We start from the raw sequence: 15,380 nt of genomic DNA on the forward strand, positions 1-15,380 counted from the left end.
CACGCCAAAAGCGCACATTCCAGCCCAACTAGCGGTCAAGCAGCGCCACCACCGCCTCGGCGGCCTTCACGTCGGCATTGCAGCGGATCTTCTCGTGCAGCTTGGTGAAGGTCGCGATGAGCTCGCTGTTGTCGTGCTCCAGCAGTTTGCTGACCTCTTCCACCAGATTGCAGGGGGTGCACTCGTGCTGGATGAGTTCGGGCACCAGCATCCTGTCCGCCAGCAGATTGGGCAGGGAGACGTATTCCGTCTTCACCAGCCACTGGGCCAGCCAGTAGCTGAAGGGTTTGAGCTTGTAGCCCACCACCATGGGTTTCTTCACCAGCATGGCTTCCAGCGCGGCTGTGCCGGAGGCGAGCATCACCACGTCGGCGGCGATCATGGCCTCGCGGCCCTGGCCGTCCAGCAGCACCATGTCGAGATCCGGCGCCACCTCGGCCTTGATGGCGAGGAACTGCTCGCGCCGCTTCTGGTTGACCAGGGGCACGATGAAGCCGAGATCCGGGCAGTGCACCGTCAGGTGCTTGCACGCCTCGAGGAAGACCGGCGCCATGAAGGCCACTTCCGCATGCCGGCTGCCAGGCAGCACCGCCAGCCAGCGGCGGGCGGGATCGATGCCGAGCTCCTTGCGCACGGCGGCCTGATCCGGTACCAGCGGGATGTCGTCCGCCATGGTGTGGCCGACGAACCGGCAGGGGGCATCGAAACGGTCGTAGAAGGCTTTCTCGAACGGCAGGAAGGCGAGCACCATGTCGGTGGCGGCCTTGATCTTGTGAATGCGGCCCTGACGCCAGGCCCAGACCGAGGGGCTGACGTAGTGGACCGTCTTGATACCGGCGCGGCGCAGTTTCAGCTCCACCCCGATATTGAAATCCGGCGCATCCACACCGACGAAGATGTCGGGAGGATTGGCAATGAAGTGGCGCAGCAGCTCGCGGCGCACCTGCAGGATGCGGGGCAGACGTCCCAGCACCTCGGCGATGCCCATGACGGAGAGCTCCTCCATCTCGAACAGCGCCTTGACGCCCAGGGCCTGCATGCGCGGCCCGGCGATCCCTTCAAACTGCGCGTCGGGGTAGCGACGCTGCAGCTCGCGCACCAGCCCTGCGGCCAGGATGTCGCCGGAGGTCTCTCCGGCGACGATGCCGATGCGGATGGGCTTAGGCACGGATGATCCCGCGCTCGTTGTCCTTGAGGAAATCCACATAAAGCTGGATGGCAGGCTCGGCCTGGGCCATCTCGCTCAGCACCGGCAGCACCTCTTCGATGGTCTTGCCGGAGCGGAAGATCTCCTTGTAGGCACGCTTGACGGCGGAGATCGCCTCGGCGCTGAAGCCGCGACGACGCAGCCCCTCGGAGTTGACCCCGAACGGCTTGGCATAGTTGCCGGCCGCCATCACGTAGGGCGGCACGTCCTTGTTCAGGGCGGCGCAGCCACCGACGAAGGCGTGGGAGCCGACGCGACCGAACTGGTGAATGGCAGACAGACCGCCGAAGATCACGAAGTCACCGATGTGCACGTGGCCCGCCAGGGTGGCGTTGTTGGCGAAGATGCAGTTGTCACCGATGATGCAGTCGTGGGCCACGTGGACGTTGACCATGAACAGGTTGCCGCTGCCCACCTTGGTCAGGCTCTGATCCTGGGTGGTGCCGCGGTGCACGGTGCAGTTCTCGCGAAACACGTTGTTGTCGCCAATCTCGAGGAAGGTGCGCTCGCCGGCGTACTTCTTGTCCTGGCAATCCTCACCGATGGAGGTGTGCTGGAAGATCTTGTTGCCGCGACCTATCCTGGTCGGCCCCTTGATCACCACATGGGAGCTCACCCAGGTGTTGTCGCCGATTTCCACGTCGGCACCGATGACGGTGAAGGGACCGATCTCGACCCCTTTGCCGATGACGGCAGACTCATGGACGATGGCGGTGTCGTGGATGATGGCAGTCTGGTCGATCACGGTTACACCTCGCGTTTGGCGCACATCAGTTCGGCGGTACAGACCACTTCACCGTCGACGGTGGCGACACCGGTGAACTTGGCAATGCCGCGGCGCTCCTTCAGAAACTCTACGTCCAGCACCAGCTGATCGCCAGGGCCGACCGGGCGCTTGAAGCGGGCGTTGTCGATGGAGGCGAAATAGTAGAGCTCGTTGGGGGACGGCTTGCCCACCATGGTAAAGGCCAGGATACCGGTCGCCTGGGCCATGGCCTCCAGGATCAGCACGCCGGGGAACACCGGCTTGGCCGGGAAGTGGCCCTGGAAGATCGGCTCGTTGAACGAGACGTTCTTGATGGCGCGCAGGGTCTTGCGCTCATCGCTGATCTCGTAGTTTTCCACCTTGTCCACCATCAGGAAGGGATAACGGTGGGGCAGCAGATCCATGATTTCCTGGATGCCCAGGCTCTTCTTTTCAGTAGTCAAAACAGTACCCTATACCAATCGTGATTATTCTTGATCCAGCTTTTTCTCAAGTCGGCTCAACCGCTTGTGCATCTCTTCGATACGCATCACCCGGGCGGCGGTCTTGCGCCACTCTTTATTGGTTTGCAGGGGGATGCCGGAAGAGTAGATACCGGGCTCCGTGATGGGTCGCATCACCATGGCCATGCCGGTGACGGTGGCCTGGTCGCAGATCTCCATGTGCCCGTTGAAGACGGAGGCGCCGCCAATGATACAGTATTTGCCGACCTTGAGACTACCGGCCATCACGGTGGAGCCCGCCACGGCGGTGCCGTAGCCGATCTCGACGTTGTGGGCGATCTGGCACTGGTTGTCGATGATGACGTTGTCGGCGATGCGGGTATCTTCCAGCGCACCGCGGTCGATGGTGGTGCAGGCACCGATCTCGACCCGGTTGCCTATGGTCACGCCACCGAGCTGGGGGATCTTGATCCACTCGCCACGCTCGTTGGCATAACCGAAACCGTCGGCCCCGATCACGGTCCCGGCTTGCACCAGACAGTCCGTGCCCAGGGTCACGTTGTGATAGAGGGTGACGTTGGCCCACAACCGGGAGCGTGCTCCCAGTCGGGTGTTCTGGCCAACGAAACAGCCAGGACCGATGCGGACATCATCCCCCAGCACCACGCCGGATTCGATGACCGCATTGGCGCCGATGGCCACTCTCTCGCCCAGTTGCACGTCCGCCGCGATGACGGCGCTCGGATGGATATCCATGGCCGGCTGCGGCGTGGTGTCCAGCAGTTGGGCTACCCGGGCAAAGCCCACGTAGGGGTCCTTGAGCACCAGGGCATTGGTGGGACAAAACGGCAGGTCCGCTTCGGTGATGAGCACGGCGGTCGCCTTGCTCTGCTCCAGGAAATGCCGGTACTTCTTGTTGGACAGGAAGGCGATCTCCCCCTCCCCGGCTTTTTCCAGTGTCGCGACCTTGCGAATTTCCCGGGTCCCATCCCCATGGACCTCGGCCCCCAGTTGCTGGGCCAGCTGTGCGAGAGTGAATGCCATCAATTAGTTGCTCTTGCTAACCTGAGAGATAACCTGGCCGGAGATGTCCAGCTTGCTGGCGGCATAGGGCGCGGCGTTGCGCTCCAGCACCAGATCGTAGCCATTGCTCTTGGCGATGGCATCGATGGCAGCCTGTACCTTGGTCAGGATCTTGTTGCGCTCTTCCGCCTGACGACGGCCGTTGTCCTGCTCGAACGCCTGACGCTTCTGGTTGAACTCCATCTGCAGCTTGGCCAGCTTCTCCTGGCTCTGCTTCTTCTGCTCGGCGCTCATGAAGGCTTCGTCCTTCTTGAACTTCTCGACCAGCGCCTGACCATCGGATTCCAGCTTCTGCAGCTCGCGCATGCGCGGCTCGAATTCACCTTTCAGCTTCTTGGCAACGGCTTCACGCTGGGGCAGCTTCTGGAAGACTTCGCCCATGTCGACCACGGCAATCTTGGTCTCAGCCCAGGCGGAGCCCATGCCGGCAGCCATCAGTGCAAAACTCAAACCAGCTACTTTCAACGCTTTATTCACACTTACTCCTTGGTCCCTCGGTCGAGGGCTACCTGATTTACCTGATTGTGCAAGCGATCCACAAGACCGTCTTGTTACCTGGTGAGGCACGCACACCGCGCGACCCATCATGCTTCTCCCCCGCCGCAGCGGGGGTCGTCCGACCCGATTAGAAGGTACGGCCGATGTTGAAGGAGAAGACTTCGGTGTCGTCCCCTTCGTATTTCTTGATCGGTTTCGCCAGCACGAACACCAGGGGCCCCATGGGAGAGAGCCACTGCAGCGACAGACCGGTCGACACCCGGATGTTGGTGGGGTCGGAGTAGTCCATCAGATAGTTGCAGCCGCTGAAGCAACGGTTCTGGTACTGGCCATATTCGAAGGTGGTGTCCCACACGGTACCCGCATCGACGAAGAAGCTGGTCCGCAGCTGGGGCTGGTAGCTTTCCGAGGCGAACGGCGTCGGCACTATCATCTCGAGGGACGCCACCGCCAGGGCATTGCCGCCCACCGAGCTGTCAGTGCCCTGGATGACGTCGTTGCCGCCCAGGTTGTAGTAATAGAGCGCCTTCGGACCCACGGTGTTGCTCTTGAAGCCGCGCAGGGTGTCGAAGCCACCGGCATAGTAGTTCTCGAAGAACGGCAGCACATGGTCGTAGTCGCCGTTGCTGCCGTAGCCGTTGCCATAGGAGGCGCGGGCCTTGGCCAGCATCACCCACTGGTGATCCGCATCGAACGGGAAGTAGTGGGAGTCTTCGGCGTTGAGCTTGAAGTACTGCAGATCCATGCCAGGTACCGTCACCTTGGCGTTCACCCGCTGACGGTCACCGGCGGTCGGGAACTGGCCCTTGTTGAGGGTGGAACGGGTCCAGCCGGCGGTGACGTCGACGGTGTTGAACACCATGCGGTTGTCGCCGTCCAGGTTGGCCTGATAGACCTTCCAGAACTCATCCACCTGCACATAGGGGTTGGGCTGGGAGAGCTTGTTGTTCTCGTAGCCCAGGCTGAAGTCGAGACGGTTGTTCTCGTTGACCGGGAAGCCGCTGGAGAGACGGAAGCCGATGGTGGTGTTCTCGTAGTCGACGATGTTGGCATCGGCCGCGCTGAACTTGTTGTAGTAGAGACGGCCGCCCAGGCTGACCCCATCGACGGTGAAGTAGGGATCGTTGTAGCTCAGATCGATGTTCTTCGAGTAGTCGTTGGTGCTGGCGTTGATGCCGATCTTCTTGCCGGTCCCCATGAAGTTGTCCTGCTGCAGACCCGCCTGCAGGCTCAGACCCGATTCGGTGCCATAGCCGATACCGGCGTTGATGGACCCCGCGGGCTGCTCCTTCACCTTGAAGTCGAGATCGACCTGGTCGTCGCTGCCGGGCACCCGCTTGGTATCCACTTCTGCGGTTTCGAAGAAGCCGAGGCGGTTGAGACGGGTCTTGGACTGCTCGACGTTGTCGGAGGAGAGCCAGGTGCCCTCCATCTGGCGCATCTCGCGACGCAGCACTTCGTCCTTGGTGGTGACATTGCCGCTGAAGTTGATGTTGCGCACGTAGACCCGGGGGCCCGGCTCCACGTTGACGATGAGCTCGACTTCCTTGGTCTCGTCATTGATCTGGGGGAAGGTGACGACTTTGGGATAGGCGTAGCCGTAACGGCCGAGGAACTTGGAGAGCACCTCTTCGGTGTGGGTCACCTGGCTCGCGGAATAGACGCTGCCGGCCTCGATGGGGATCAGCCCCTTCATCTCGCCGCCGCGATCGATGAGGTCGCCCTTGAGCTGGACGCCTGAGACCTTGTACTGGTCCCCTTCCTTGATGTTGAGGGTGACGTAGACCCCCTTCTTGTCCGGGGTCATGGAGACCTGGGTGGACTCCTGGGCGAAGCGGATGTAGCCGCGGTCCATGTAGTAGGAGCGCAGCACTTCGATGTCGCCGGCCAGCTTCTGCTTCTGATAGCGCTGATCGCCGGTGAAGTTCCACCAGGGCACGTCGTCCTTGAGGGAGAGCTGGGCCAGCAGCTTCTCTTCCGGGAACACCTGGTTGCCGACGATGTTGATCTGCTGGATCTTCGCCGCTTCCCCTTCCACGAAGGTGAACTTGAGGTCGACCCGGTTGCGCGGCAGCGGAGTGACGATGGCCTTGACCTTGGCGGAGTACTTGCCCACGCCGTAGTAGAAATCTTCCAGTCCCTTCTCGAGGGAGCTCAGCACGGTGCGATCCAGGGGATCACCGACCCGGATGCCGGAGGACTCCAGGCTCTGGGTCAGCTGCTCCTCCTTGATGTCCTTGTTACCGGAGAACTCGATGCTGGAGATGGTCGGGCGTTCCTTCACCACAACCTGCAGCACCTGGCCGTCACGATAGACCTTGACGTCCTCGAAGTTGCCGGAGGCATAGAGCTTCTTGATGGCGTTCGCCAGGGCCACGGAGTCGACGGAGTCACCGACCCGCACCGGCAGATTCAACAGGGCGGCACCCAGGGTCACCCGCTGCAGACCCTCGACCTGAATGTCTTGCACCACAAAAGAGGCCGGGGCAGCCTGAGCCAGGAAGCTGGCCCCCAGCAGGCAACTCAACACCAATGCTTTTTTAACAGCCATTTTGTTCTTATGTGTCCTTGTTGATGCTCTGGCCTCAGAGGCGAGCGAAATCATTAAACAGCGCAATGCCCATCAGTAACATCAGAATGGCGGCGCCTATCCTGAACCCAACTTCCTGAATTTTTTCCGGTACCGGCTTGCCGGTGATCGCCTCGATGAGGAAATAGACCAGGTGGCCACCATCGAGAACCGGCAGGGGGAACAGATTGATGATCCCCAGGTTGACGCTGATGAGCGCCAGGAACCCCAGGAAATAGACCAACCCGTAATCGGCGCTGCTGCCGGCCCCCTTGGCGATGGAGATGGGGCCGCTCAGATTGTCCAGGGAGACGATGCCACCGATCAGCTTGCCAATCATGTCGAAGGTCAGGGTGATCAGGCTCCAGGTCTTCTGGACCCCATGCCACAGGGCTTGCAAAGGCCCATACTGTAACAGAGTTCGATACTCATCCGGTAATGGAACCAGTTGCGGCGACAGGCCGACGAAACCGACCAGCTGGCCTCTCACCTTCTTCACATCCGGGGTCAGGGTCAGGGTCAGATCGCTGCCCGCCCGCTCCACCGTCACCTGCAGTGGCTGCTCCGGGGATTGCTGCACCCGCTCGACAAACTGGGCCCATTCGGTGATGGCTTGGCCATCGACGCCCTTGATGCGATCCCCAACCAGCAGGCCGGCCTTCTCGCTGGCGCTCGATGGCACCACGGCCTCGACCACGGGCAGCACCTTGCCGCCCAGCGGCACTATCCCCAGGCTGCCGATGGGGGACTCCTTGTCCGGATCGAACTGCCAGCCGGCGAGCTGCAGCGTCTTGTCCACCGCATAGCTGGTGTGGGCCGCCTTGAGCTTGAGCTGGACCGAATCGTCCCCCAGGTGGCTGATGAGGGCATAGGTCACGCTTTCCCAGTCACCTGTCTCCTCGCCACCGACGCCGACTATCTCCATGCCCGGTTCGATGCCGGCCTGGGCGACGATGGAGGCGGGGCGCACCTCGCCCACCACAGGTTTGACGCTCGGGACGCCGATCATGAACATCAGCCAGAAGGCGAACAGGGCAAACACGAAGTTGGCCATGGGGCCGGCCGCGACGATGGCCATCCGTGCCCAGACGCTCTTGTGGTTGAAGGCGTACTGCTCCTCACCCGGCTTGAGATCGTCGACCCGGCCGTCCAGCATCTTGACGTAGCCACCCAGGGGAATGAGCGCCAGCACGTATTCGGTGCCATCCTTGCCGAGCCGGCGCCAGATCGCCTTGCCAAAGCCGATGGAGAAACGCTCCACCTTGACGCCACAGCGACGGGCGACCCAGAAGTGGCCGAATTCATGGACCGCTACCAGGAGCCCGAGGGCGACGATGAAGGCGCCTATGTTCCACAGCAGGGTTCCCATCAGCCACGCACCTCGAGGTCATGACCAGTCCTGCGCAGAGCATGGAGAGAGGCACCTGGCCACCACAGTCCGTTCATACGGCAAGCTCCTTTATCAGTTGCTGGGCACGGACACGGGCCGCACCATCCAGGGCAATGAGATCCTCCAGGGAGCCTGCGGCACTCGTGCCCAGCGCGCTCATGACGGATTCGTTGACTCTGGCAATATCCATAAATCCAATCCGCTCTGCAAGAAAAGCCGCGACGGCCTCCTCGTTGGCGGCATTGAGGGAGGTAGTAGCCCCCTGCCCCTGCTGGCAGGCAGCGATGGCCAGCCGCAAGCAAGGATAGCGCTCGTAGTCGGGGCGAATGAAGCTGAACTCTCCGACACTGAAGAAATCCAAAGGTTCCACACTGGACTCGATGCGAGCCGGATAAGCCAAGGCGTGGGCGATGGGGGTGCACATGTCGGGGTTGCCGAGCTGGGCCAGCACGGAGCCGTCTTTGTACTGCACCATGGAGTGGATGACCGACTGGGGGTGGATCACCACCTGGATCTGCTCGGGCGCCGCGTTGAACAGCCAGCGCGCCTCTATGTACTCCAGCCCCTTGTTGATCATGGTGGCGGAGTCCACCGAGATCTTGGCCCCCATGGACCAGTTAGGATGGGCCACCGCCTGGGCAGGGGTGACCTTGGCCAGCTCGCCGATCTCCGTGTAGCGGAACGGACCGCCCGAGCCGGTCAACAGTATCTTGCTGATGCCAGCCGCGGCCAGATCGCAGAAGCCCGGCTGGCGCTGGATGGCCTCGGGCAGGCACTGGAAGATGGCGTTGTGTTCGCTGTCGATGGGCAGCAGCTCGGCGCCGTGCTGGCGCACCGCCTCCATGAAGAAGGCGCCCGACATGACCAGCGCCTCCTTGTTGGCCAGCAGGATGCGCTTGCCGGCCCGCACCGCGGCCATGGTGGGCGCCAGACCCGCCGCGCCGACGATGGCCGCCATCACGCTGTGGGCCTCGGGGTGGGACGCCACCTCGCACAGGGCCGCCTGGCCACTGAGCACCCGGGTCGCAGAGCCATGGGCCTTGAGCCTGCCCGCCAGATCGCTGGCTGCGCCTTCGTCCACCATGACGGCGAAGCGGGGAGAGAATTCGAGGCAGTCGCGCAGCATGGCCTCCACGCTGCGAGCCGCCGTCAGCGCCAGCACCTGCCAGCGCCCAGGATTGTGCCGCAGTACCTTGAGGGTGCTCTGACCGATGGAGCCGGACGCTCCCAGGATCACCAGGTTATGCATCAAGACTCCTGAATGGGTAACAGACTGATGGAGCGGGACGCTCCCGGGATCATCAGCGCGCGGGGCATCAAAACTCCTGACCGAGCAACAGGTAGCTGAGCAGGAACACGGGCAGGGCCGCCGTCAGGCTGTCGATGCGATCGAGGATGCCGCCGTGGCCCGGCAGCAGGGTGCCGGAATCCTTGATGCCCGCTTCACGCTTGAACATGCTCTCGGTGAGATCGCCGAGTACGGAGGCGAGCACCGCCAGCAGGGAGCAGATCAGCACGGCCGCCATCTTGGCCGGCACGAAGCCCATGAACCAGGTGACGCCGATGGCCAGAAGGCTCGCGGTGAACAGGCCGCCCAGCATGCCCTCTATGGTCTTGCCCGGGCTGACGGCCGGCGCCAGCTTGTGTTTGCCGAACGCCTTGCCGAAAAAATATGCGCCAGAATCTGCCGCCCAGACCAGTCCCATCACGAACAGCAGTATCCAGGCCCCCATCATGGGGTCGTGGTAGAAGTTGTAGCCCCGGATGGCCACCAGGGACCAGAAGAAGGGCACCAGGGTCACCAGGCCGAACAGGGACTTGAGCCAGACGGACTCTCGCCACAGCTTGGCGCTCTGCGGGTAGCGCAGCACCAGCAGCAGCCCCAGCAGCCACCAGCTGACCGCGGTCCAGAGCACGCCCATCACCAGTGGGTGCAGTTGAGGGATCCAGAGCTGCTCTACCGGCACCCAGAACAGGCTGGCCCCCAGCAGCAGACAGAACACCACCGGCAGCCATTGCTGCGGCTGGGCGGTCACGAAGGCGCTCCACTCGCGGCTGGCCAGCAGAAAGACCAGGGCGGCGAGCAGGGCAAAGAATTTCAATGGCAGGAAAAACAGCGCCCCCAACACCAGGGGCACTAACAGTAATGCGGTAATAATTCGTTGTTTTAGCAAAAGAAACCTCTCTCTTGGGAGCGGGGTTTAGCCGGTCTGTTGCGCGGCGATCAGTTCCCGGATCTGTTCGCCCGTACAGCCGAAGCGACGCTCGCGAGCAACGAAGGAGGCAACCGCCCCACTGAACTCGGCCTCGTCGAAATCGGGCCACAGGACCGGGGTAAAATAGAGTTCAGCATAGGCAAGCTGCCACAGCACGAAGTTGCTGATGCGATGGTCCCCGCCGGTGCGGATCAGCAGATCCACCGGCGGCAGGTCGGCCATGCAGACCTCGCGCGCCAGCGCGGCCTCATCGACCGCCTCGGCATCCAGCTCGCCGGCGGCCACGGCACGGGCCAGCTTGCGGGCCGCCTGGGCGATGTCCCACTGGCCGCCATAGTTGGCGGCGATGTTGAGGGTCATCCCCCGGTTGTTGGCGGTCAGGGCCTCGGCCTTGGCGATCCTGGCCTGCAGCCGCTCGCTGAAGCGGGCGGTATCGCCAATGACCTTGAGACGGATGCCGTTGCTGTGCAGCTTGCTCACCTCACGCCCCAACACCGTCATGAAGAGCTCCATGAGCGCATTGACCTCCCCCTCGGGGCGGCGCCAGTTTTCACTGGAGAACGCAAACAGGGTCAGCGCCTCCATCTTGGCACGGGCGGCAAAGGAGACGGCCTCACGCACGGATTTCACGCCCGCCTTGTGGCCAGAGACCCGCATCTTGCCACGGTTCTGAGCCCAGCGACCGTTGCCATCCATGATGATGGCGACGTGACGGGGCAAGGACGAGCTGGCGCTATCGCCCAGCGCTGCCAAAAGCGACATTCATTTCTCCCACAAAGACAAAAGCGCCGTGCAGGGGCACTACACGGCGCTCGTAATATACCTGTCGGAGGCTTAGATTTCCATTAGCTCCTTTTCCTTCACAACCAGGGCGTCATCCACCAGCTTGATGAAGGTATCGGTCAGCTTCTGGATCTCTTCCTGGGCGCGACGGTCGTCATCCTCGGAGATCTCTTTGTCTTTGAGCAGGGCTTTCAGGTCGGCGTTGGCATCGCGGCGGATGTTGCGAATGGCAACCCGGGCGCCTTCGGCCTCGGCACGGACGATCTTGGTCAGATCGCGACGACGCTCCTCGGTCAGCGGCGGCAGCGGCACGCGCAGGGTCTGGCCGTTGCTGGACGGATTCAGGCCCAGATCGGAGGTCAGGATGGCTTTTTCCACCGCCTGGATCATGGAGCGATCGAAGATGGAGATGGAGAGGGTACGGGCATCTTCTGCCACCACGTTGGCCAACTGCTTCAGAGGAGTGGCAGCACCGTAATACTCCACCTGGATGCCGTCGAGCAGGCTCGGGTGAGCACGACCGGTACGGATCTTGGACATCTGGGTCTTGAGCGACTCTACGCTTTTGCCCATGCGGTCCTTGGCGTCGTTTTTAATCTCGTTGATCACAGTGGTTTTCCTTTTGGCGAACGAGCCGGCGGGCGGCCCGTATCTATCTTGTTGACTGGCGTAATGGACAAGCGAGCCTGGGGCTCACACTTGCCTTACTTGCTGGCCTGGTGGATCAGGGTACCTTCCGGCTCGCCCATGATCACCCGGCGCAGTGCGCCCGGTTTGTTCATGTTGAACACCCGGATCGGCAGATCGTGGTCGCGGGCCAGGGTAAAAGCAGCAAGATCCATCACTTTGAGTTCTTTTTCAAGAACTTCATCATAACTCAGTTCTTGATAGAGCACGGCATCCGGGTTCTTGACCGGATCGTCGGTGAACACGCCATCGACCTTGGTGGCCTTGAGCACCACGTCGGCTTCGATCTCGATGCCGCGCAGGCAGGCTGCCGAGTCGGTGGTAAAGAAGGGGTTGCCGGTACCGGCGGAGAAGATCACCACCTTGCCGGCGCGCAGCTGGCTGATGGCCTCTGCCCAGCTGTAGGAGTCGCAGACCCCCTGCAGGGAGATGGCCGACATCAGGCGGGCATTCACATAAGCACGATGCAGGGCATCACGCATGGCCAGGCCGTTCATGACGGTCGCCAGCATGCCCATGTGGTCACCCACCACGCGGTTCATGCCCGCCTTGGCAAGGCCGGCACCACGGAACAGGTTGCCGCCACCGATGACCAGACCGACCTGTACACCCAGCTCAACCAGCTCTTTGATCTCTTGGGCCATCCGTTCCAGCACCGCCGGATCAATGCCGAAACCCTCGGATCCTTGCAGGGCTTCACCACTCAACTTCAGAAGAACACGTCTGTATGCAGGCTTGGGATTGGTACTCATGTCACTGATTCCTGGTCATATAAAGACCGCGACATAAGTCGCGGTCTGGGGAAACGGAAAAACCGGTTCGATTAGGCCTTCTGAGCGGCCGCGATCTGGGCTGCTACTTCAGCAGCGAAGTCGGTCTCTTGCTTCTCGATGCCTTCGCCCACTTCGAAACGGGTGAAGGAAACGACGTCAGCGCCTTCTTTCTTCAGCAGCTCGGCAACGGTCATGGAAGGATCCTTCACGAACGGCTGACCAGTCAGGGAAACCTCACCGGTGAACTTCTTCATGCGGCCTTCAACCATCTTCTCGGCGATCTCTTTCGGCTTGCCGGAGTTGATGGCGATGTCGATCTGGATTTCGCGCTCCTTGGCAACGACTTCGGCAGACACGTCTTCGGGCTTGACGAATTGCGGGCTGTTGGCAGCGACGTGCATGGCCAGATCTTTGGCCAGTTCTTCGGAGCCACCGGCCAGCTTGGTGATAACACCGATGCGGGAGCCGTGAACGTAGGTGCCCAGGTTGTCACCTTCAACCAGCATCACGCGACGCAGGTTCATGTTCTCACCGATCTTGGCGATCAGGTTGGTGATGGTCAGCTCGACGGACTCACCGTTGCCGAAGTCGGCGGCTTTCAGCGCGTCAACATCAGCGATTTTCTGGGTAGCGGCGATCTCGACGATCTTCTGACCCATGGCCAGGAAACCGGCATCCTTGGAAACGAAGTCAGTCTCGCAGTTCAGCTCGATCATGACGGCAACGTTGCCTTCGGTACGGGCGAAGATCACGCCTTCGGCGGCGATACGGCCCGCTTTCTTGGCGGCCTTGGCCTGACCGGATTTACGCATGTTCTCGATAGCCAGTTCGATGTCACCGTTGGCTTCTTCCAGCGCTTTTTTGCAATCCATCATGCCAGCGGCGGTGCGCTCGCGCAGTTCTTTTACCAGGGCGGCAGAAATGTTTGCCATGTCCAGTATCCTCGGTCTTGAATTGACAAGAAACAGGGGCCACAAGGGCCCCTGCTAACCAATTACATCAGCTTGGTTAATAAGGGCTTTGCAGTCCTTATCAATTACTCAGCTTCAACGAAGCCATCTTGTTCGGCTTGAACAACGATGTCCTGCTCACGGGCTTCCAGAACGGTGTCAGCAGCAGCGTTCAGGTACAGCTGTACGGCACGGATAGCGTCGTCGTTACCCGGGATGACATAGTCAACGCCGTCCGGGTTGGAGTTGGTATCAACGATGGAAACTACCGGGATACCCAGGTTGTTGGCTTCTTTGATAGCGATGTGCTCGTGGTCGGCGTCGACAACGAACAGAACGTCAGGCAGGCCGCCCATGTTCTTGATACCACCCAGGCTCTTCTCCAGCTTGTCCATTTCGCGAGTACGCATCAGCGCCTCTTTCTTGGTCAGCTTGTCGAAGGTACCGTCCTGGCTCTGGGTTTCCAGATCTTTCAGGCGCTTGATGGACTGACGAACGGTTTTCCAGTTGGTCAGCATGCCGCCCAGCCAGCGGTGGTTAACATAGAACTGGTCGCAACGCTCAGCGGCTTCTTTAACGGCTTCAGACGCGGCACGCTTGGTACCAACGAACAGTACCTTGCCTTTCTTGGCAGCTACGGAGCTGATGAAGTTCATGGCATCGTCAAACATCGGAACGGTTTTTTCCAGGTTGATGATGTGAACCTTGCTGCGGGCGCCGAAGATGTAGGACTTCATTTTCGGGTTCCAGTAACGGGTCTGGTGACCGAAGTGAACGCCGGCTTGCAGCATGTCGCGCATAGAAACTTTAGCCATTTTATACCTCTGTATTGGGGTTAGGCCTCCACACATCCCATGTAACCGACCCCAGAGGGGCACCCCGGTACAGGTGTCGATGTGTGTGTGTTGTTTGAGTAAGGGTGATGGTATGGGAAGACAAGTTCCCCATTCCGGCGCGCTTTATACCATAACTTTGGTCAGGACACCACCAGCCAGGGCGCTAAAAATGGATCCCGAACCAGGGTGCGATCGCCTGATGACGTTGCGATGACGATCACACTGGAAGTAAACGGGGGTTGGGGATAAAATTTCGCCCTGATTGCAAACGCATCTATTTTTCATTACCCGATTGCCGGACATCAACGGATGCGCGATCGGGCCCCAAGAGAGATCCCATGTCCATTAAAATCAAGACACCGGAAGAGATTGAAAAAATGCGCGTTGCCGGCCAGCTGGCCGCCGACGTGCTGGTCATGATCGCCCCCCACGTCAAGGCGGGCGTCACCACCGACGAACTGAACACCCTGTGCCACAACCACATCGTCGACGTACAGCAGGCCATCCCCGCGCCGCTGAATTATCACGGCTTCCCCAAGTCCATCTGCACTTCGGTGAACGATGTCATCTGCCACGGCATCCCGAACCACAAGAAGCTGCGCGATGGCGACATCATCAATCTGGACATCACCGTCATCAAGGACGGCTATCACGGCGACACCTCCGCCATGTTCATCGTGGGCCAGACCACTCCCCTGCGCCGCCAGCTGTGCAAGGTGGCCCAGGATAGCCTCTACGCCGCCATCAAGCGGGTACGCCCCGGCATGTGCATCACCGAGATCGGCGCCGTGATCCAGCCCATCGTCGAGCAGGCCGGCTTCTCCGTGGTGCGCGACTACTGCGGCCACGGCATCGGCGCCGAATTCCACGAGGAGCCGCAGATCCTGCACTACCGCAACGGCGGCAAGCTGGAGCTGAAACCTGGCATGTGCTTCACCATAGAGCCCATGGTCAACAGCAAGAAGTACCACTGCAAGGTCAACCCGAAGGATGGCTGGACCGTCACCACCAAGGATGGCGGCGACTCCGCCCAGTGGGAACACACTCTGCTGGTGACCGAGGACGGCTGCGAGGTGCTCACCCTGCGCCCCGACGACACCATCGAGCGCGTTATCCGCCACGTTTGACATTCAACCCCGGCCGCACGCCGGGGTTGCTCTTTATCCGGCCAGACCGAGA

15 protein-coding genes are annotated in these 15,380 nt (G+C 61.1%); 1 reads left to right on the top strand and 14 read right to left on the bottom strand.

From position 1 onward, the window contains the following. Nucleotides 1-28 precede the first annotated feature (28 nt). The 14 genes from lpxB to rpsB form a co-directional block, all read right to left on the bottom strand. Complete coding sequence (gene lpxB, locus BN1132_RS02445) at nucleotides 29-1,168, bottom strand: lipid-A-disaccharide synthase (protein ID WP_042074702.1); 1,140 nt, start codon at nucleotides 1,166-1,168, stop codon at nucleotides 29-31. Beyond that, nucleotides 1,161-1,952 carry an acyl-ACP--UDP-N-acetylglucosamine O-acyltransferase gene (gene lpxA, locus BN1132_RS02450; protein WP_084202557.1) on the bottom strand — a complete coding sequence of 264 codons (792 nt, stop codon included), beginning with the start codon at nucleotides 1,950-1,952 and terminating at the stop codon, nucleotides 1,161-1,163. The genes lpxB and lpxA overlap by 8 nt, the downstream gene beginning before the upstream one ends. Nucleotides 1,953-1,954: 2 nt before the next feature. Beyond that, nucleotides 1,955-2,416, bottom strand: a complete 462-nt coding sequence (fabZ, locus tag BN1132_RS02455; protein ID WP_010673414.1) for a 3-hydroxyacyl-ACP dehydratase FabZ — start codon at nucleotides 2,414-2,416, stop codon at nucleotides 1,955-1,957. 24 nt (nucleotides 2,417-2,440) lie between these two features. Next, nucleotides 2,441-3,460 carry a UDP-3-O-(3-hydroxymyristoyl)glucosamine N-acyltransferase gene (gene lpxD / locus BN1132_RS02460; RefSeq protein WP_042075018.1) on the bottom strand — a complete coding sequence of 340 codons (1,020 nt, stop codon included), beginning with the start codon at nucleotides 3,458-3,460 and terminating at the stop codon, nucleotides 2,441-2,443. A gap of 3 nt (nucleotides 3,461-3,463) precedes the next feature. Then, nucleotides 3,464-3,976 (bottom strand): OmpH/Skp family outer membrane protein, encoded by a 513-nt coding sequence (locus BN1132_RS02465; RefSeq protein WP_042074703.1) that lies wholly within the window; start codon nucleotides 3,974-3,976, stop codon nucleotides 3,464-3,466. A gap of 148 nt (nucleotides 3,977-4,124) precedes the next feature. Then, nucleotides 4,125-6,548 carry an outer membrane protein assembly factor BamA gene (gene bamA / locus BN1132_RS02470; protein ID WP_042074704.1) on the bottom strand — a complete coding sequence of 808 codons (2,424 nt, stop codon included), beginning with the start codon at nucleotides 6,546-6,548 and terminating at the stop codon, nucleotides 4,125-4,127. A 34-nt stretch (nucleotides 6,549-6,582) separates the two neighbouring features. Continuing rightward, nucleotides 6,583-7,935 carry a sigma E protease regulator RseP gene (gene rseP, locus BN1132_RS02475; protein ID WP_042074707.1) on the bottom strand — a complete coding sequence of 451 codons (1,353 nt, stop codon included), beginning with the start codon at nucleotides 7,933-7,935 and terminating at the stop codon, nucleotides 6,583-6,585. A 73-nt stretch (nucleotides 7,936-8,008) separates the two neighbouring features. After that, entirely contained in the window at nucleotides 8,009-9,205 is a 1,197-nt protein-coding gene (gene ispC, locus BN1132_RS02480; protein WP_042074710.1) for a 1-deoxy-D-xylulose-5-phosphate reductoisomerase, read from the bottom strand. A gap of 67 nt (nucleotides 9,206-9,272) precedes the next feature. Then, complete coding sequence (locus BN1132_RS02485) at nucleotides 9,273-10,130, bottom strand: phosphatidate cytidylyltransferase (RefSeq protein WP_042074712.1); 858 nt, start codon at nucleotides 10,128-10,130, stop codon at nucleotides 9,273-9,275. Between the two features lie 27 nt (nucleotides 10,131-10,157). After that, nucleotides 10,158-10,934: a polyprenyl diphosphate synthase gene (gene uppS, locus BN1132_RS02490; RefSeq protein ID WP_042074715.1), complete on the bottom strand. Its 777-nt coding sequence runs from the start codon at nucleotides 10,932-10,934 to the stop codon at nucleotides 10,158-10,160. 72 nt (nucleotides 10,935-11,006) lie between these two features. Further along, nucleotides 11,007-11,564, bottom strand: a complete 558-nt coding sequence (frr, locus tag BN1132_RS02495) for a ribosome recycling factor (protein WP_042074717.1) — start codon at nucleotides 11,562-11,564, stop codon at nucleotides 11,007-11,009. A 95-nt stretch (nucleotides 11,565-11,659) separates the two neighbouring features. Continuing rightward, nucleotides 11,660-12,394, bottom strand: a complete 735-nt coding sequence (gene pyrH / locus BN1132_RS02500) for a UMP kinase (protein ID WP_010673405.1) — start codon at nucleotides 12,392-12,394, stop codon at nucleotides 11,660-11,662. 71 nt (nucleotides 12,395-12,465) lie between these two features. Further along, nucleotides 12,466-13,347 (bottom strand): translation elongation factor Ts, encoded by an 882-nt coding sequence (tsf, locus tag BN1132_RS02505; protein WP_042074720.1) that lies wholly within the window; start codon nucleotides 13,345-13,347, stop codon nucleotides 12,466-12,468. A gap of 104 nt (nucleotides 13,348-13,451) precedes the next feature. Continuing rightward, on the bottom strand, nucleotides 13,452-14,180 hold the full coding sequence (gene rpsB, locus BN1132_RS02510; RefSeq protein WP_042074723.1) for a 30S ribosomal protein S2: 729 nt from the start codon (nucleotides 14,178-14,180) through the stop codon (nucleotides 13,452-13,454). Nucleotides 14,181-14,539: 359 nt separating this feature from the next. On the opposite strand from rpsB, the gene map reads away from it, so the two are divergent. Then, entirely contained in the window at nucleotides 14,540-15,328 is a 789-nt protein-coding gene (gene map / locus BN1132_RS02515; RefSeq protein ID WP_042074726.1) for a type I methionyl aminopeptidase, read from the top strand. Nucleotides 15,329-15,380: the final 52 nt, after the last annotated feature.

This window comes from Aeromonas sanarellii, from assembly GCF_000820085.1.
GTDB lineage: Bacteria > Pseudomonadota > Gammaproteobacteria > Enterobacterales > Aeromonadaceae > Aeromonas > Aeromonas sanarellii.